Origin of the sequence: Mesorhizobium sp., from assembly GCF_004962245.1 — a bacterium.
In the GTDB taxonomy this organism is placed as follows: domain Bacteria; phylum Pseudomonadota; class Alphaproteobacteria; order Rhizobiales; family Rhizobiaceae; genus Mesorhizobium.
Genome location: NZ_SUHQ01000001.1, coordinates 139,988 through 155,949 on the forward strand (window position 1 = coordinate 139,988; position 15,962 = coordinate 155,949).

Genomic DNA, 15,962 nt, shown 5'->3' on the forward strand with positions numbered 1-15,962 from the left:
CATGCAAAAAAAGGCCGGGCAATGCCCGGCCTTTTTGCTATTGAAAACTTGCACTTAAAACTTGATCTTAACCGAAGCTGAGCCAGCAAGGAGCAGATCGTCGTCGTATGTGTAGGTAATGGCATTTGCCGTGTCGCCAACACCGGTGAAGGTCGACGACCCACTGGTCAGCACGCCGATCGAGCCGCCAAGTCTGACCTCGACCTTGTCATTCGGCGAATAGGAGATGCCGCTGGCCACGGACCAGGTGTCCGACTGATAGCCGGAGGTCGTCGAGGTTCCACGATCCCAGGTCAGCGAAACCGCGCCCGACAACTGGTCCGTGAACTTGTGAGCTATGCCGCCCGACACCGTCCAGCCGTCGCGATAAAGTAGGTCGAAAGAAACGTTCGAGGGTGTACCGAAAACCGGGTTAATCACACCATTAATCGGAACAATGCCAAGCTTGCTCCATTCCTGCCAGCGAACCGAGCCAAAGGCCAGCCAGCCAGGAGCTATACCGCTCTGCAGCTTGAATTCCACGGCCTGGGGAATCTCGGCGGATGCGGTCACCGGGAACACTCCGGTAACATTTCCTAGCGGCCCACCTGCAAATCCGGTCGTGTCGACGGTTCCCGACAGTTCGTCATATTTGTAGCTCGAAGAGTACATCAAGCTCGCGCGCAAGGCGATTTCGGGAATTTCATAAGCGGCGCCCACGCGCCAACCCCATGCCTCATCGGAAAGCTTGAATTTTCCGAGGCCGGTATTGCCGAAGGCCAGCAGTGTCTGGCGGGACAGAAACGCATCGACCTCCTGGTAGGAGAGGCCGCCGATGAACCGGATCGCGCCCTTGCCGACATTTATCTTGTAGGAGCAGGTAAGGCCGAAATCATTTGTTTTGACATAGTATTTGACCGCCGTTGGCGAATAGGCGTTGTTCATTCCGAAGTCTGCCTCCGCACCATACGGTTCTGTATAAGACGCAAGGCAATCCACTGGTTCAAAGATGTTGGCCTTGAAGCCGATGCGCGGCACCACGTAGTCGCCACCAACGTCAATTTCCGACGTCGACATTCCCGAGCCATCCAGGCGCTGCACATTCTTCAGTGTGCGCTGCGGCGAAACATAGGTGACGCCGGCATCGAACGAATATGGCGCGGCATCAAACAACTGATCGATGTTGACACCGCCCCGGTCGAAGCCGCCCGCGTTCGCAACGCCGAAAATCGATAGCGAAAAGCACCCTGCCCCCAGCAGCGCTTTCAGACGCAAAATACTCATGAATGTCCCTCCCGAATACGAGTGGGCCAAGCTAGAGCCAATTCAGGTTAACGTCGCAACAACGAATTCTCGATGCGTACACGTACGCCTTCGCGGATCGTATTCTGGACAAAGTGACAGCTTTCGCGGCACGGCCAAAAAACGGCCCATTGGGATGCAAATCGACGAGAAAATTCCGAAAAATGGCATGGAACGACGCAAAAACGGCCCATTTTGCGAAGACCAGGCCTCATTGTTACATTATGGCAACATAGGGCCAAAACATTCCGTTTACGTCAAGATTTACGCTGCGGAATGCCTATTTTCGTGGCAAGGAGCCCTTCCGAAAAGCAGATTCTGGACTGACGAATCCGATGAACCCAGAGCATCGGACTCGGAAGTAGAATCCGATTTTTGGGCCAATCCGATCTTCAAACAAAAGATAGCTCAACCGGCTTCGCGCACCCGCGTCAACGCCACCGAAAGCTTCTCTTGCGCCTCGCGGTACTCGCCGAGTTTTTCGCGCTCGGCTTCCACGACGTCTTCCGGCGCGTTGGCGACGAATTTCTCGTTGGACAGCTTCTTGTGCAGCCGGGCGATCTCCTCCGTCACCTTGACCAGTTCCTTCTGCAGCCGCGCCGCCTCCGCGGTGAGGTCGATCAGGCTGCCAAGCGGCAAGCAGATGGTCGCCTCGTTGAGCACGATCTGGGCGGAACCCTTGGGTGCTGCTTCGCCGAGTGAAATATCGCCGACCCGCGCCAGCCGCTTGATCGCCGAATCCTGGCGTTCGAGCCTGTCGCGCGTCGCTTCGTTGGCGCCGATCACCACCAGCGGGGCGATCGCCGCCGGCGGCACGTTCATCTCCGAGCGCACGGAGCGGATGCCGGAGACAAGATCGATCAGCCAGTTGATGTCGGCCGCCGCGGCCTCATCCTCGAAGTCGGGCGACGGCCATGCGGCATGGCAAAGCAGCGACGGCCGTTCCTTGCCCTCGCCGGCCGTCTGCGCCCACAGTTCTTCAGTCATGAACGGCATCATCGGGTGCAGCAGCTTGTAGATCTCGTCGAGCACGAAGGCGACGCAAGCCCGGCTTTCGGCCTTGGCGGCCTCGTCCGGACCTGTGAACACCGGCTTCAACAGTTCCAGGTACCAGTCGCAGAACTGGTTCCAGACGAAGCGGTAGGCCGCACCAGCCGCCTCGTTGAAGCGGTATGAGGTGATGCCATCGGTGATTTCGCCCGCGGTGCGCGTCAGTTCGGTCAGGATCCAGCGGTTGACCGCCAGCTTGGCGTCGTTCAGCCAAAAATCGTCGTTTCTCGCGACGTCGTTCATTTCGGCGAAGCGCGTCGCGTTCCACAGCTTGGTGCCGAAATTGCGGTAGCCGGCGATGCGCGCCGGATCGAGCTTCACGTCGCGCCCTTGCGCCGCCATCACAGCCAGCGTGAAGCGCAGCGCGTCGGCGCCGTATTCGTCTATGAGATCGAGCGGGTCGATGACGTTGCCTTTCGACTTCGACATCTTCTGCCCGTTCTTGTCGCGCACCAGCGCATGCATATACACGGTATGGAACGGCTCCTCGTCCATGAAGTGCAGGCCCATCATCATCATGCGGGCGACCCAGAAGAAGATCAGGTCGAAGCCGGTCACCAGCACGTCGGTCTGGTAGTAGGTCTTCAGCTCCGGCGTCCGGTCCGGCCAGCCAAGCGTCGAGAACGGCCACAGCGCCGACGAGAACCATGTGTCGAGCACATCCTCGTCGCGAGTCAGGATATCGCCCGGCTTGAAGTTCTCGAGCTTGTCCTCGACCCAGGCCTTCCACGGCCCCTCCAGCGCCAGATAATATTCGACCGCGGCGGCGAGCGCTTCCTCCTCGGTCTTCTCGACGAAGACACGCCCGTCCGGCCCGTACCAGGCGGGGATCTGGTGTCCCCACCAGAGTTGGCGCGAGATGCACCAGGGTTCGATGTTCTCCATCCACTGGAAGTAAGTCTTCTCCCAGCTACCGGGTATGATCTTGGTGCGGCCTTCGCGCACGGACGCGATCGCCGGCTTGGCGAGTTCGGCCGCGTTGACATACCACTGGTCGGTCAGGAGCGGCTCGATCGGCACACCGCCGCGATCGCCATGCGGCACGGTGTGGCGATGCGGCTCGACCTTTTCAAGGAAACCGCCCGCCTCCATCAGTTCGACGATCTTCTTGCGCGCGACAAAACGATCGAGGCCGTCGAGTTCATCCCAGACGGCCTGCCGCTCGGGCGTCACCTCCAGCCCGGCGAGGAAGTCGTCATTGTCCGTGAGGGCCACCGCCGCCTCGACGGTGAGGATGTTGATCGCCGGCAGCTTATGGCGCTTGCCGACCTCGAAGTCGTTGAAATCATGCGCCGGCGTGATCTTGACCGCGCCGCTGCCCTTTTCCGGATCGGAATAGTCGTCCGCCACCACCGGGATCTTGCGGCCGACGATCGGCAGGACGAGGTTCTTGCCAACCAGATGCCGAAAACGCTCGTCGTCGGGATGCACCGCCACCGCCGTATCGCCCAGCATCGTCTCGGGGCGAGTCGTCGCCACGGTGATGAAGGTCTTCGGATTTTCCGGATCGAAGGCTTCGCCCTCGACCGGATAGCGGAAATGCCAGAGATTGCCGTTGACCTCCTGCTGTTCGACCTCGAGGTCGGAGATGGCCGTGAGCAGCTTCGGGTCCCAGTTCACAAGGCGCTTGTCCTTGTAGATCAGCCCTTCCTTGTAGAGCGTGACGAACACTTCGAGCACCGCCTTGGACAGGCCCTCGTCCATGGTGAAGCGCTCTCGGCTCCAGTCGGCCGAGGCGCCCAGCCGCTTCAACTGGTTAAGGATCGCGCCGCCGGATTCGGCCTTCCACTCCCAGACTTTCTCGATGAACTCACCGCGCGTCAGGTCGCGGCGGTGGATCTGCTTCTCCATGAGCTGGCGCTCGACCACCATCTGCGTGGCGATGCCGGCATGGTCCATGCCGGGCTGCCACAGCACGTTCTTGCCGCGCATGCGTTCGAAGCGCACCAGAATGTCCTGCAGGGTGTTGTTGAGCGCATGGCCCATATGCAGCGAGCCGGTGACGTTCGGCGGCGGGATGACGATGGTGAAGGCTTCCGCGCCCTCGTCGGCGCCCGCGCCAGCACGAAACGCGTCGGCCTCCTCCCAGATTTTGGCGATCTTCGGCTCGACGATTTTGGCGTCGTAGGTTTTTTCGAGCATGAAAAGAGGTCCGAGCTGTCGGGATGTGTTGGGTTCGGTGTAAATCGGAAGGCAGTTGGCAAGTCAACCGCAAGCGAGCGGCAGATGGCAATGGCTCATAGATAGCGCCTGGGCGGCTTCAGGCAACCTACGGGATGCGATGCCGACGCGGCCGTCCCCTTGACCACAGACCGTAAACCACCATAGCTTGCCGGTGCTGCTGTAGGGCGCATCGGCTTTTGGCCGGAGGGGCATTGCCCGCCTACGACACCTTCAACCCTCAGTGCGCCCAATTTTCGAACATGCCGAATCTCGAGACCTTCAGGAAACAGGCCAAGCTTTACCTGCGCTGGCATCGCGAGCGGTATTATCCCGTCGCGGATGCGATCGGTTCGATACTGCCGCGCTTCCGTAATCTGACCGATCGCCAAATCCTGGATCACGGCTTCAAGCTCGCCGATGCACAGGAGCTGGTCGCCAGGAGGGCAGGTTTCGAAAACTGGCAGGCGCTGAAGAAAGGCCTTCAAACCATGACCGACCGCACGCCCCCGGATGCAGAAAAACCCTTCCTCGCCTTTGCCGAGCCCCAGCTTTTCGTTTCCGATATAGACGCAGCCTGCGCGTTCTATCGCCAAAAACTCGGTTTCCGGACGCGGTTCACCTATGGCGAACCGCCCTTCTACGCCCAGGTCATCCGCGATGGCGTACGCTTGAACCTGCGCCACGTCGACAAGCCTCTTTTCGACAAGAGCTCGAGGGCCGATGAGGATCTGCTGTCGGCGACGATCGTGCTCGACGCCATCAAGCCGCTGTTCCTGGAATATCAGGCGGCCGGGGTCAGCTTTCATCAGACATTGCGGACCGAGCCATGGGGCGCCCGCACCTTCATCGTGGCAGATCCCGACGGAAACCTGATCGCCTTCGCCACATCGGTCCAGGGCGGCTGAGCCGCAGGCCAACAAAAACGCCGCCAGCGGCGGCGTTCCATCCGTCGATCGTCAGAAATTGTTACTGCGCGCCACGCGCCACGCGTTCGATTTCCTCGCGCACCAGCCGCTCGACCAGCGTCGGCAGATTGTTGTCCAGCCAGTCCTGCAGCATGGGCCTGAGCATCTCCTCGGCCATCTCGTCGAAGGTTTTCTTGCTGCGGCTGGCGAAAGCATCGGAAAGCTCGCCGAAGGCGGCGGCAACCTGCCGGCCCGTATGCTCGGAAAGGATCGCCGGACGAGCCGGCGGTGCCCCGCTTGCCGCCGGACGCGCCAACTCATTTGGCGGCGGGGCCGGCTCGAAAGCGGATTCGGCCGCGTCCTCGAAAACCTCGGCCTTCGGTTCGGCGTCCGGTGTTTGCCTCACCTCGGCCCTGTCCGGCTTGGTCACGGTCATCGCCTCGCCGACTGCGGCGATCTCACGCCGCCAATCGGCGACGATGCTATCGGTCGTCTCCACAACCCTTGCCGTCGCAGGCGCATCCGGCTTGACGGCCGGGACCGGCTCGGCAGCGGCTTTGTCACCCGCAAGCGTCACTGGCGCTTCGACCGGAGTCGGATTGGAACGCACCGGCGGCTCCATGCGCGCAATCACAGGCTCGACGACCGATGGTTGCGCCTTCGCCTGTGTAGCCGGCTCTCTGGTGTCTGGTCCGGCACGCAGTTCGGCGCGAAAGTCATCCACCTCCGGCGGCGCCCAGCCTGCCTCAGGCGGCGCCCAGCCTGCCTCAGGCGGCGCCCAGCCTGCCTCCGGCGGCGCCCAGCCTGCCGCCGGTGCCGGCACCACCGCCGGCGTCGGCGTCGGCTCCAGATCCTGGCGCAGGTCTTCTGCTTCGTCCGGAAACTTGCGGCCGGAATCGCTGTCCTCGATGATCCTCCTGATGGAAGCCAGTATCTCTTCCATGGAAGGTTCGCGCTGCACGCTGCTTGCCGTAGCCATCGTCACATCCGCCGCCCTTGTGACTCGTTGCAGATTTCCTGTCCGGCAAAAACCGGATTCGAATCATGGCGACAGCGTAACCGACGGATCGCCCTGCGAGAATCCCCAATCTGAGAGCGGATTGGATTTCAACAGATTAGGGCATTTTGACATTCAGCCGTCTTGGCTTGAATCCCAACATACATTGAAACGCCGCGCGTCCTTTGGGACGCACGGCGTTTCAGCATAGCGAATCTGGGCGGAACTTGAAACTGCTGATGCGATCAGCGGCCATCCGGCGTGCGCAGGCCGATCCACTTGTCCTTGACCGCATTGTAATGCTCTTCGGGCCTGTACTTCGTCACCTGAAGGGCGAGACGATCGACCGAAAGATGGCCGATCGCCGAGAGGATGGCATAGCTCGCCACCACCAAATCGCGTTCGGAACTGGCCTGGTTGATCTTGGCGGTGATGAGGGTGGCTTGGGCGTTAAGGACGTCGAGCGTTGTGCGCTGGCCGACATTGCGCTCCTCGATGACGCCGCTCAACGCAAGCTGCGCGGCGGCGATCACCTGCTTGTTGGCCACCACTGTTTGCTGGGCGGCGGTATATTGCGTCCACGCCGAGGTCACGGCTTGGCGCACTGTGTCGCGGCTGACGTCGACCTCGATCCGCGCCTGGCTGAGCGATTCCTTATTCTGGCGCACCGTCGCCGAGTTCCGCCCGCCGGAATAGATCGGCACGGTCAACGTGGCACCTATGCTGGCCGAATTGGTTGTGCCATCCGACTCCCCGGATACACCTGGCACGGTGTTGCGATAGGCGCTCGAAACGCCGGCGGAAGCCGAGAGCTGCGGCAGCAGCGCGCCTTCGGCCGATTTCACCGAAAACGCCGCCGCGTCGACCAGATGCTGGGTGGCGAGGATGGCGGGGTGCTCGCTGGATGCGATCGCGACCGCCGCATCGAGGTTCCGCGGCAACAGCTTCGACAGTGGCGAAGCGCCCCTGAGCTTGCCCGGCTCGTCGCCGACGATCTGGCGATAGGTCGCAGCGCTCGCCAGCGCCTGCGCGCGGGCCGCGGCCAGTTCCGCCACGGCGGAGGAGCGCTCGGCATCGGCCTGCGCCACGTCGGTGCGGGTGCCTTCGCCGACCTCGAAACGCGAACGCGCCGCGCGCGCCTGCTCGGTCAGGAACTGCAGGTTCTGCTCCGTCAGCACCGCCACTTGCCGATCGCGAATCACGTCCATGTAGGCGCTTGCCGCGTTGAACAAAATGTTCTCTTCGGTGTTGCGCAGGCTCTCGACCGAGGCGCGGACCCGCGATTCGGCGGCGGCGACATTGTTCTTGGTCTGAAAGCCGTCGAACAGGGTCTGGTCGATCTGGACGCCGAAGTTGCCGGTGGTTAACGCGAAGCTTCGATTCAGCCCGGGGACATTGCTACGGGCATCGAAATGGCTGCTGGAGTAGTCGATGTCAGCGGAACCGGTGATGGTCGGGCGCCAGCCCGACTTGGCGATGGCCACGCCCTCGTCGGTGACGCGGACACCGGCGCGGGCCGAATTGAGCGAGGAATTGTTCTGGTAGGCCTTCGAAAGTGCGCCGAGGATGGTTTCCGCCGAGGCGGCCACCGGAGAAAGCGCGGTCGCCGAAACAAGGATGGCGGCAAAAAGGCTCTTGCGTAAAGACGGCACGTTATTCCCTCATTCGTTTTGCATGGGAACCACACCGCGCCGGCTTTCTCGCATTGAGCAGCCGGCGCGATGTGTTTCAGGTTCCCTGCTGTCAGCCCCCAAGAGTACCCCAGTCATGCGGATCAGCAACGATTGTTCAAGCCCAAGCGAACATGACAACGCCTCGGCTGCAAGCCAAAATCACTCAGAACTCAAACGCACGAATACGTTCGAATCCGGGTAGTGGCTTAATTGCCGCATTAAATGCGCCTCTTCCGGTTACAACCCCCCCTGTCTTAATAAATAATCGGGCGACGCCTGAATTCCCCTGCCCTTCGACGGCGACGAGACGACCGCCCTCCGCAAGCTGGTCGAGCAGCGAGCTCGGCACTTTCTCCACACTGCCGCCGATGAAAATGACGTTGTAGGGCGCCTGCGCGGCATGGCCTTCCGGCAGCGGTCCCTTGACCACGCTGACATTGTCGCAGCCCAGCGCCGACAGCGTCGACATGGCGGTCTCGGCCAAAGCCGGATCGCTTTCCAGCGCGACGACCGACTTTGCCAGCCGCGACAGAATCGCCGCCGCATAGCCGGTGCCGCAGCCGACGTCGAGCGCCGAATCGCCGGGATCGATCGCGGCCAGTTGCATCAGCTTGGCCAGCGGCGAAGGCTCCATGAGGTAGCGTGGGCCATCCGCTCCATTGGCAATGCGGATGTCCTCGTCGATATAGGCAAGATCGCGCTGAGCGGGGGCGACAAAGGCCTCGCGCGGCACGACAAGCATCGCCTCGAGCAGCGGCGCGCTGGTCACGTCGGTGGTGCGGACCTGGCCATCGACCATTTTCACCCGACGTTCGGCAAAATCAGCGCTCATGTTCCAACCAATCCGCCCAAAACCAATTCGCTTGCCGCGCCAGGACCGCGACTCGTTTCGACCGGAACTCGAGCCCCTGGCGCTGATGCGCGGGAGCTTGAGCATTTGGAGGCCTCGCCCGGAATCGAACCGGGGTGCAAGGATTTGCAGTCCTCTGCGTAACCACTCCGCCACGAGGCCTCATTGCTCCCGGCGTTCCACCCGGTTCCAATAGGTTGCGGCGAAAATGTCGTCAAGCGGCCATGGTGCATTCCGGACGGTTTCCTCTGGGTCCACGATGCCACACGTCGAATCGTCGATACGTATGCTGCGATTAGCATGTTAGCGAACTCTTAAAATACGAAGTATGGCAACGGGAAGCCCTGGGCATGGACCTTACGTCGGGAGAAGCAGGAGGGCCGCCAAGAGATTTGTGAGCGCCTGGAAAAAGCACCGGCATTGGCCCAGATTGAGTCGAGCCGGAAAAACGCCCCTTCTCAGAGGCTTGCCAACCTGCCGCGCACAAACCTGTCAGTTCGGCCGCCGCCGCCGTTCCCACCACACGACGAGCCGGCGCCGATGGCGGCGCACCAAGGCAAACTCGTAGGAAAGCACCAGCAACCCAACCGGTATCATCCAGAAACCCAGGATTGGCAGGAAGCCAAGAATGCCGCCGAAGATCAGCACGGCGCCGATCGCAATCCTGAGGCCGCGCGAGCGCGGCATGGTGAACTGACGGCCAAAGACCGATATCTTCCGCGCCGGTGGATGGTTGTGGCTCGCTGCGCTCATGTCTGATCGGTGGTCCGTTCGGGCAAAGTAAAAACACCAGCTGGGGGAAGGCGCAACCGCGTTTTCGGTTCCGCGCTCCCCGCCAGACGGCTAATATGAGGGCGCCGGCGCACGATTGCGAGAAAGCGCCGCGCGAAAAAGCACCGAAAAAATACGAAATGCTTCTTTGCAAAGCCGAAACGGGTTTGCTATAGGCTGCGCCACTCACATGAGAGCCTCTGTTCCCCGGTAGCTCAGTGGTAGAGCAACCGGCTGTTAACCGGTTGGTCGCTGGTTCGAATCCGGCCCGGGGAGCCAACATTTTCAAGCACTTAGCGAATGTTCGAGCATCGGCAAATTTGCCGACCCATGCCCGGGGCTACATCTGGGGCTACATTTCGAGTTCCCGCTGGCGAGTTCAGAATAATGGACGACGAACTACAGATTGAGGAGATTTATCGGAAAAGCCCCCTCTTGGCCTTTTCAGTTTCCACCGTCGTTCAACTGCAGTCGCTCCAGCGGATGCGTTCGGAGATCGAGGCGGCTTTGTCCCGACAGGAGCCGGGGCCGGATCTTCTGAAAGCATATGACTTTTTCTGGTTTTGGACTTTGGGTGCCTATGAAATCGTCCGAACGATGGACGAAAACAGGTGTTGCTTTTCCAGCCTACTCGCGGAAAAAACCAATGCCTTGAAGCTGCGATTGGCCATTATCAGAATGCCATTTGCCAAACAGCAGTTGGTCAAGCATCCGACACTCGGTAAGCGCCCTATCCGTGGCGAAAACAGCATTGCGGATGTGCGAGACAAATCTCTGGTCTTCGAAATCGATGGCGAAACTTTCGATTCGCGCAGTCTTATGAGCGAAGTCGCAGAATTTTTCGCAGGCATAAAGCGCGAGGATGTCTTGTCCGAGCGATCTACCTTGAGAGCCAACGAAAAAGCCCGCCACCAGGCAGAGGCAGCGGGCCGCTAGTTCGGGAGGAGAGCCCCCTTGGCCCTTGAACAAGGTACGCCTCGCTTAGCTGGATAATAAGCTCGCGCCGGTTGAATCTCTGCATATTCACGCTGCGTGACTTTTCTGCCACAAGATAAAGAAAGCCCGCCACCTTTCGGCAGCGGGCTCTGGCAACCTCCTTGGGCTTGTTAGAACTAGCGATCCCGACGCGGGTCGCCGGCCACAAGAACGAGGCCCAACAACAAGCCTACCGCCGCGCCCAGTATGAAGGCGGACGACACCGTGCCAGGATTTTCTTGAACGGCACCGGAAACCGTAGACGCCCTGTTGCGAAGTGCTTGCGTGGTGCGAGACGCGCTATCGGCCGCGCTCTCATACCAACCAGTGGCTTCCTCAACCACCTCTTCAGCGCGCTCCGCTAGCGTCCGATTGATCTTGCTGATCTCGCGCTTCAATTGCGCAACCTGCTTTTCCAAGGCTTCCTGAGCTTCGCGTTGCGTGCTCGGCATTGCGGCTTCGTTCGGGTCGTCGGCCATTGTGATCTCCTTTGGTGGGCCTCAACGGCCAGCCGCGGCGTAAGGTTCCTCAGCGACAAAAAAGCCCGCCACCGTGAGGCAGCGGGCGCTATCGGGCAAATTGCCTGATACGGGATTAGTGCAACGTCGGCTGTTGGGACTCATCTCGATCCGCAGGACCCACAAGCCTTATCGGCTCTTCCCGGATCGACTTCATCAGCTCGCGCCAGTGATCATCCAAGATCGAATTGCACTGGCGCACCGCACGCCTGTCTCCGGCCATGAAGCCGACAACGAAGACAGCGGCAATGAGAACGGCTGTTGTCATCATAACCGCACCAGCACTTCTTGCGACTTCAGGTCGTCGCGCCACATGACGATTTCGCCGTAGTCATCCGGACATGGTTCTGCGTCGTGCTGCTCTTCAAGGTCGCAGTCGTCCTGCTCCCGGTCATCGGTGCCGACGACTTCGGCGCCGCCCGCCAGCCAGGGCTCTAGATCCGGGTCGCCGTCGATCTCGTCGAGCAACGCAAGAAGGTTCTCGATCGTCGTTTCGATCCGCAGGCGTAGGGTCGGCGTCATGCCGATGAATACGGTCTGGCGCCTCATGACGACGCCTCGCTAGCCATTCGAATAACCGATGCCGCGAGTTGCGAACCCCAATCGAAGCCATCGACATTAAGCACTCGGTAGACACGGTCAGCTTTTTTCCATGTGGCCAGCGCCTGCGCCTTGATCATGACGCCCTGCATGGACGTTCCCGGCTGCGCCATGATGGCTACGATCAAGCTGCTTAAGGCCTTGATTGCCGCGCAATGCCGCTCCGAGGCCTGCTCATAACCTGAAGCCTCACGGATGCGTGCGGTTTCGGCAGCATACCTCTCGGCAATAGAGATTTTACGCTGCGTTTTCTTGATCTCCTTGCGGAGATGGGTGCGGCGCGCTTCCGACTTGATCCGCTTCGAAGCTAGCTGACGTTCAAGCGACTCTTTCCACCAGCGGAAGTCATTGGCGGTACCGACACGCAAGCAATCCTTGCGTCCGTCTCGATGTAATCCCGCGCCGGTAAGATTGCGCTCGATCTCGCACCCGTGTTCTATTATTTCGTCCGGCGCGAGAGGCCAGCGTGGCGACCATTCCGCGATCACCGCGCTTTTGGCGGCTTTGGCTGCGAGCATTTCCGCTTCCGCCGCCGGCAACTCATTTCCGAGCCGGACCGGTTCGGGGTTTTCATTCACCGCGGCAGAGTGCGCGGCCGGCGCCACAGTAACAGCGGCGGCGGCAGTGGATGCAGCCGCGAGCCCCATCAGAAGGCGGCGGCGGTTTAGGTTGGCAGCGGGCATGCCTTCGGCGGCTGCCCGAACAGTGGTGTTCGGCATTGTTGTTGCTCCTAGAGCGTTGTTGATGTAACATCATGCAAAATACATGACATCACCATCAAGTCAATACATTTTGCATGAAGTTGGAGCCTATGACGATCACAGCAAGTCAGTTGAGGGCAGCGCGCGGCCTGATTGGATGGTCGCAACAGGATCTTTCGGAGAAGGCCGAAGTTGGAAGGGCAACGATCGCAGACTTTGAGTCCGGGAAACGCGCACCTTACGCCACAACGCTTGCAAGGCTTCAAGAAACGCTGATCGCGGCCGGTGTCGAGTTCATCCCGGAAAACGGCGGCGGCGCTGGTGTGAGGCTCAAGAAATCGCGGCCGTCCGCACCTCACCTGCCAGACGGCGAAGCCGGCATCATCGAAAACAACGAAATGTAGTTGGCAGATCGTCAAGTGCCTTGCGGGGGCGAAGCTTTTGACGTCCATTGCGCGGAGGGGGAAATCACTCATACGCAAACGCTATATTTTCGCGGCTCTGGCTATTGCTGGATGTCAGTCCACACCGGCTTATGTAGTCTTCAAGCCTGGTGTTGATCTCAACTCAACCCAGACCGCGACCGATCAATGCAAGATTGCCTCGTTCAGAGAAATTCCGCAGTCGCTGGCCACGCAGATTAACCCCGGCTACAACAACCCCGGCACGATCCAATGCAATACGTATGGCACTATGACGACTTGCAACCGCGTCGGGGCCATCAACATCCCCGCCTCATCGACTACCTATGACGTGAATGCCGAACTGCGAGACCGCTACATTGTTCGCTGCCTGGAGGGCCAAGGATTCGGCGTCAAGCTTGCGAGGGCGTGCGCTACCAAATCCGAGGTAACGAAAGCTCTTGCGGATCGGGCCGCAGGTCAGTTCCCAACGTGCGCTGTTAGATAGGACGGAAACCGATGCCCGCTACGAAAGACCAGTGGAAGGCTTTCCGAGAAAAACTTAGCCAGCAGCTTGACGATGAGCGGCGGTTTATCGCCAATGCCGAAGCGGGGAAGACCGGCATTTGGACCGTTCAACCGGGCAAGGGAAAAGTCGACAACACGGCCGCTCATATTGAGATTGCGAGGCGTGCAGTGCAGGCCCTTGAGGAGGTAATTGCCAAGATCGATCAGGACCATCTGGCTGAATAGCGCCTTCCCCTAACGCTTCTTCGGCTTCGGCGTGATCTCTTCGATCTGCACCTTGTCGCCGATCTCCTTGGCCAGGGCTTCCGCCTTGGCCTTGTCCTTCGTGGTCAGCACTGTGCGCCAATGCGGCTTGTCGAACACGCTCACGATGTAGGTTGTTGCCGGCTTGTCGGTCATTCGCTTGGATATCAATCCCTATTGGGCCGCACCTAAATTCCAGATGTCCCGATGCAGGCGCCGAAGCACCTCGCGCGTCCTGGCGCCCGCCTGTGACCAGCGCCATGCATCGCTGGGCCATACTGCGGGAAAGGCCTTCCTGCTTGTCGAGCCATGGCCCAAAATGACCACGCGGCAATGACGCGTTGTTGCGGCGCCGGAGGCGATGCGCCTGCCACAAGTCGGCCGCGCCCCTTGGGCGTTGCAGTCTTGAACCTCCAAATAGATGTCGGAACCTGACCTTCAGCGCAAGAGCATTCGGGAGTGCGCTCGCGTGAGGTCATTCATCACATTTGGCGGCGACCCGCAGATGCTTTTTCGTGTTATGATGGGCTTGCAACGCGCGTAATCTCGACCTCGGCAATATGGCAGAGGTCGAAAGCTATTGCCTTGGCACAGGAAGCTTTCGCCCCCAGCACTTGATCGCCTCCGAAACGCTGGTGTGCTGCTTTCCCTGACTGACCCGGGGCGAGGAGGTTGTCCATGTCCACGAGTAGTGTTGACCGCCCGCTGCAGCCGGGCGACCGGGCACCGAATGTTGTGCTCAATGCGATCTCACGCGAAGGCAAGATCGCGCTCGATGATTTTCGAGGCCGTAGCCCGTTGTTGATCGGTTTGTTCCGAGGCCTGCACTGTCCGTTCTGCCGGCGCCATGTCGCGGCGATGGCGCAACTCAAGCCGGCCCTGCGTGAGAAAGGCGTCGAATGCCTGGCGGTGGTCAATACGCCGGTCGAGCGGGCGCGGCTCTATTTCCGTTACCACCCGGCACCCGATCTTCTCGCCGCATCCGACCCGGAGCGGGCCTCGCACCGTGCTTTCGGCTTGCGCGAGGTCGGGATGGACACGGTCATGGCGATACCGTTCCATCTCCCAGGCGAGTTGCCCGAGCCTATGGACGTCATGGCAATGAACGAATTTCTTAACAAGAAGGAAGGATATGAGATTACGGAAGCCGATCAGCAGGCGATGGCTTCCGGCCAGGCGCAGCTTGTCGGTCAGTTCCTAATCGACCGGGCGGGCATCGTACGCTGGAACTTCACTGAAGTTCTGGAGGATGGCCTCAACACCTTCAGAGCGCCGAATCCCGAGGAATTGATGTCGGCAGCTTCCCAAGTTGCACATTAATAGGCTGCGGAAATGGGCTGCTGAAAACTCGCTCGACGGCCACCGTCCTGTGGTGATTCTTTGGATTTAACAATCATCGAAATGCTCAGCGCGGGAGGCTAAGGTCTGCCCGTGGGCTTCGTAGCGATTTCGATTCAACGGTCTGCGGACCGCCCGGACGCTAGAGTGAGCAAGCCGCATAGGCGGATTATCTTAGGTTCCAAAAATACACGGTGCGGGCAACAAAACCGGCATCGTCAACGTTGCAGGTCAATGAAGCTCCGCACGGACAACGAAGCCACTGGCTACATGGGAAGGCCGCACGACAGGGAGCCGAGAGCTGAAGCCGAGCACTTCGTGCAATGTCCCATCTGCAAGCAGATGATCGACATGCGCGACCTTGGCCAGGTTCTTCACCATGCCGATGAAGCAGCCAGTGAATTGAAAGCAAGAAGCCCGCGCCTCTGGCGGAGAGCGCGGGCCCGATCGGGTTCGGGTCCCGATCTGCAGCAGGCAGCGGAGGGGAGCGTGCCCACTGCTCACAGAAAAATAATCAGAACCTTCTAATGTTCCACGGGAGTGGCTTGGAGGGATGCCATGCTGGCCGCATTGTTTCCTGCGGCTGCGTTCGACACGTCTCATGTGTAGCCAGGGCGGCGAACCTCGGGACTGGGGTTCGCCGCCCCTTTCGCGCCAATGAGGGAAAGTTGGCCCTCAAGGTAGCGATATCGGCTTGGAAAGCGGGCCATACGCGCTGGTACGGATTTCGCGCGGCATGTCGCCGTGGCGCAGCTTCGCCCTGCTGCAGGCGATGCAGCGAGGTCGCGTCCCAACCTGCGGGATTGAATTTGGGGCAGCAACCGGTCGTGTTGACACTGGCGTCGTATCGAGGCGTTTCATTCGTCTTCATGGCTGTTCCCCAAAATTGCATCGACGGCACCCAACAGAAAACGGGGCCAGCCATCATTGATCCTGGTCAACATGGCTCTGGAACGCGATTGATGCGT

The 15,962-nt window shown here is 60.3% G+C and carries 15 protein-coding genes and 2 tRNA genes; 6 read left to right on the forward strand and 11 right to left on the reverse strand.

What is annotated here, in order from left to right:
• Positions 1-54: 54 nt before the first annotated feature.
• Both E5X88_RS00680 and E5X88_RS00685 read right to left on the reverse strand, forming a co-directional pair.
• Positions 55-1,263 (reverse strand): outer membrane protein transport protein, encoded by a 1,209-nt coding sequence (locus E5X88_RS00680; protein ID WP_292157201.1) that lies wholly within the window; start codon positions 1,261-1,263, stop codon positions 55-57.
• A 426-nt stretch (positions 1,264-1,689) separates the two neighbouring features.
• Positions 1,690-4,473 carry a valine--tRNA ligase gene (locus E5X88_RS00685; RefSeq protein WP_292157203.1) on the reverse strand — a complete coding sequence of 928 codons (2,784 nt, stop codon included), beginning with the start codon at positions 4,471-4,473 and terminating at the stop codon, positions 1,690-1,692.
• Between the two features lie 281 nt (positions 4,474-4,754).
• Between E5X88_RS00685 and E5X88_RS00690 the strand changes: the two genes are divergently transcribed.
• Positions 4,755-5,399 carry a VOC family protein gene (locus tag E5X88_RS00690; RefSeq protein ID WP_292157629.1) on the forward strand — a complete coding sequence of 215 codons (645 nt, stop codon included), beginning with the start codon at positions 4,755-4,757 and terminating at the stop codon, positions 5,397-5,399.
• A gap of 61 nt (positions 5,400-5,460) precedes the next feature.
• Here E5X88_RS00690 and E5X88_RS00695 read toward each other — a convergent pair whose 3' ends face one another.
• The 5 genes from E5X88_RS00695 to E5X88_RS00715 form a co-directional block, all read right to left on the reverse strand.
• A complete protein-coding gene (locus tag E5X88_RS00695; RefSeq protein WP_292157205.1) occupies positions 5,461-6,378 on the reverse strand; it encodes a PopZ family protein in 918 nt (305 codons plus the stop codon).
• A 263-nt stretch (positions 6,379-6,641) separates the two neighbouring features.
• Entirely contained in the window at positions 6,642-8,048 is a 1,407-nt protein-coding gene (locus E5X88_RS00700; RefSeq protein ID WP_292157207.1) for a TolC family outer membrane protein, read from the reverse strand.
• A 184-nt stretch (positions 8,049-8,232) separates the two neighbouring features.
• Positions 8,233-8,901, reverse strand: coding sequence for a protein-L-isoaspartate O-methyltransferase (locus E5X88_RS00705; protein WP_292157631.1), 669 nt, complete (start codon positions 8,899-8,901; stop codon positions 8,233-8,235).
• Positions 8,902-9,007: 106 nt separating this feature from the next.
• Positions 9,008-9,081: transfer RNA gene (locus tag E5X88_RS00710), tRNA-Cys, on the reverse strand.
• Between the two features lie 330 nt (positions 9,082-9,411).
• On the reverse strand, positions 9,412-9,672 hold the full coding sequence (locus E5X88_RS00715) for a hypothetical protein (RefSeq protein WP_126042622.1): 261 nt from the start codon (positions 9,670-9,672) through the stop codon (positions 9,412-9,414).
• A gap of 222 nt (positions 9,673-9,894) precedes the next feature.
• On the opposite strand from E5X88_RS00715, the gene E5X88_RS00720 reads away from it, so the two are divergent.
• Together E5X88_RS00720 and E5X88_RS00725 are read left to right on the forward strand one after the other, a co-directional pair.
• A tRNA-Asn gene (locus E5X88_RS00720) sits at positions 9,895-9,969 on the forward strand.
• A gap of 108 nt (positions 9,970-10,077) precedes the next feature.
• Entirely contained in the window at positions 10,078-10,626 is a 549-nt protein-coding gene (locus E5X88_RS00725) for a hypothetical protein (protein ID WP_292157211.1), read from the forward strand.
• Between the two features lie 176 nt (positions 10,627-10,802).
• Here E5X88_RS00725 and E5X88_RS00730 read toward each other — a convergent pair whose 3' ends face one another.
• The 3 genes from E5X88_RS00730 to E5X88_RS00740 form a co-directional block, all read right to left on the reverse strand.
• Positions 10,803-11,144, reverse strand: a complete 342-nt coding sequence (locus tag E5X88_RS00730) for a hypothetical protein (RefSeq protein WP_292157213.1) — start codon at positions 11,142-11,144, stop codon at positions 10,803-10,805.
• Positions 11,145-11,450: 306 nt separating this feature from the next.
• Positions 11,451-11,732, reverse strand: coding sequence for a hypothetical protein (locus tag E5X88_RS00735; RefSeq protein ID WP_292157216.1), 282 nt, complete (start codon positions 11,730-11,732; stop codon positions 11,451-11,453).
• A complete protein-coding gene (locus E5X88_RS00740) occupies positions 11,729-12,502 on the reverse strand; it encodes a hypothetical protein (protein ID WP_292157218.1) in 774 nt (257 codons plus the stop codon). Before E5X88_RS00740 ends, E5X88_RS00735 begins: the two co-directional genes overlap by 4 nt.
• Before the next feature lie 92 nt (positions 12,503-12,594).
• Between E5X88_RS00740 and E5X88_RS00745 the strand changes: the two genes are divergently transcribed.
• Both E5X88_RS00745 and E5X88_RS00750 read left to right on the forward strand, forming a co-directional pair.
• Positions 12,595-12,888, forward strand: coding sequence for a helix-turn-helix transcriptional regulator (locus tag E5X88_RS00745; protein ID WP_292157220.1), 294 nt, complete (start codon positions 12,595-12,597; stop codon positions 12,886-12,888).
• Positions 12,889-13,404: 516 nt separating this feature from the next.
• The gene (locus E5X88_RS00750) at positions 13,405-13,638 is read left to right on the forward strand and encodes a hypothetical protein (RefSeq protein ID WP_292157222.1); all 234 of its coding nucleotides are present in this window, start codon (positions 13,405-13,407) and stop codon (positions 13,636-13,638) included.
• A 9-nt stretch (positions 13,639-13,647) separates the two neighbouring features.
• Here E5X88_RS00750 and E5X88_RS00755 read toward each other — a convergent pair whose 3' ends face one another.
• Positions 13,648-13,812 (reverse strand): hypothetical protein, encoded by a 165-nt coding sequence (locus E5X88_RS00755; protein ID WP_292157224.1) that lies wholly within the window; start codon positions 13,810-13,812, stop codon positions 13,648-13,650.
• Between the two features lie 522 nt (positions 13,813-14,334).
• Here E5X88_RS00755 and E5X88_RS00760 point away from each other — a divergent pair.
• Positions 14,335-14,976, forward strand: a complete 642-nt coding sequence (locus tag E5X88_RS00760; protein WP_292157226.1) for a peroxiredoxin-like family protein — start codon at positions 14,335-14,337, stop codon at positions 14,974-14,976.
• Positions 14,977-15,962: the final 986 nt, after the last annotated feature.

Excerpts from the sequence above, each read along its gene's own strand:
- E5X88_RS00685 (WP_292157203.1), bottom strand. The coding sequence starts at position 4,473 with ATGCTCGAAAAAACCTACGACGCCAAAATCGTCGAGCCGAAGATCGCC.
- E5X88_RS00690 (WP_292157629.1), top strand. The coding sequence starts at position 4,755 with ATGCCGAATCTCGAGACCTTCAGGAAACAGGCCAAGCTTTACCTGCGC.
- E5X88_RS00705 (WP_292157631.1), bottom strand. The coding sequence starts at position 8,901 with ATGAGCGCTGATTTTGCCGAACGTCGGGTGAAAATGGTCGATGGCCAG.
- E5X88_RS00740 (WP_292157218.1), bottom strand. The coding sequence starts at position 12,502 with ATGCCGAACACCACTGTTCGGGCAGCCGCCGAAGGCATGCCCGCTGCC.
- E5X88_RS00750 (WP_292157222.1), top strand. The coding sequence starts at position 13,405 with ATGCCCGCTACGAAAGACCAGTGGAAGGCTTTCCGAGAAAAACTTAGC.
- E5X88_RS00760 (WP_292157226.1), top strand. The coding sequence starts at position 14,335 with ATGTCCACGAGTAGTGTTGACCGCCCGCTGCAGCCGGGCGACCGGGCA.
- E5X88_RS00680 (WP_292157201.1), bottom strand. The coding sequence starts at position 1,263 with ATGAGTATTTTGCGTCTGAAAGCGCTGCTGGGGGCAGGGTGCTTTTCG.
- E5X88_RS00695 (WP_292157205.1), bottom strand. The coding sequence starts at position 6,378 with ATGGCTACGGCAAGCAGCGTGCAGCGCGAACCTTCCATGGAAGAGATA.
- E5X88_RS00745 (WP_292157220.1), top strand. The coding sequence starts at position 12,595 with ATGACGATCACAGCAAGTCAGTTGAGGGCAGCGCGCGGCCTGATTGGA.
- E5X88_RS00715 (WP_126042622.1), bottom strand. The coding sequence starts at position 9,672 with ATGAGCGCAGCGAGCCACAACCATCCACCGGCGCGGAAGATATCGGTC.
- E5X88_RS00735 (WP_292157216.1), bottom strand. The coding sequence starts at position 11,732 with ATGAGGCGCCAGACCGTATTCATCGGCATGACGCCGACCCTACGCCTG.
- E5X88_RS00755 (WP_292157224.1), bottom strand. The coding sequence starts at position 13,812 with ATGACCGACAAGCCGGCAACAACCTACATCGTGAGCGTGTTCGACAAG.
- E5X88_RS00730 (WP_292157213.1), bottom strand. The coding sequence starts at position 11,144 with ATGGCCGACGACCCGAACGAAGCCGCAATGCCGAGCACGCAACGCGAA.
- E5X88_RS00725 (WP_292157211.1), top strand. The coding sequence starts at position 10,078 with ATGGACGACGAACTACAGATTGAGGAGATTTATCGGAAAAGCCCCCTC.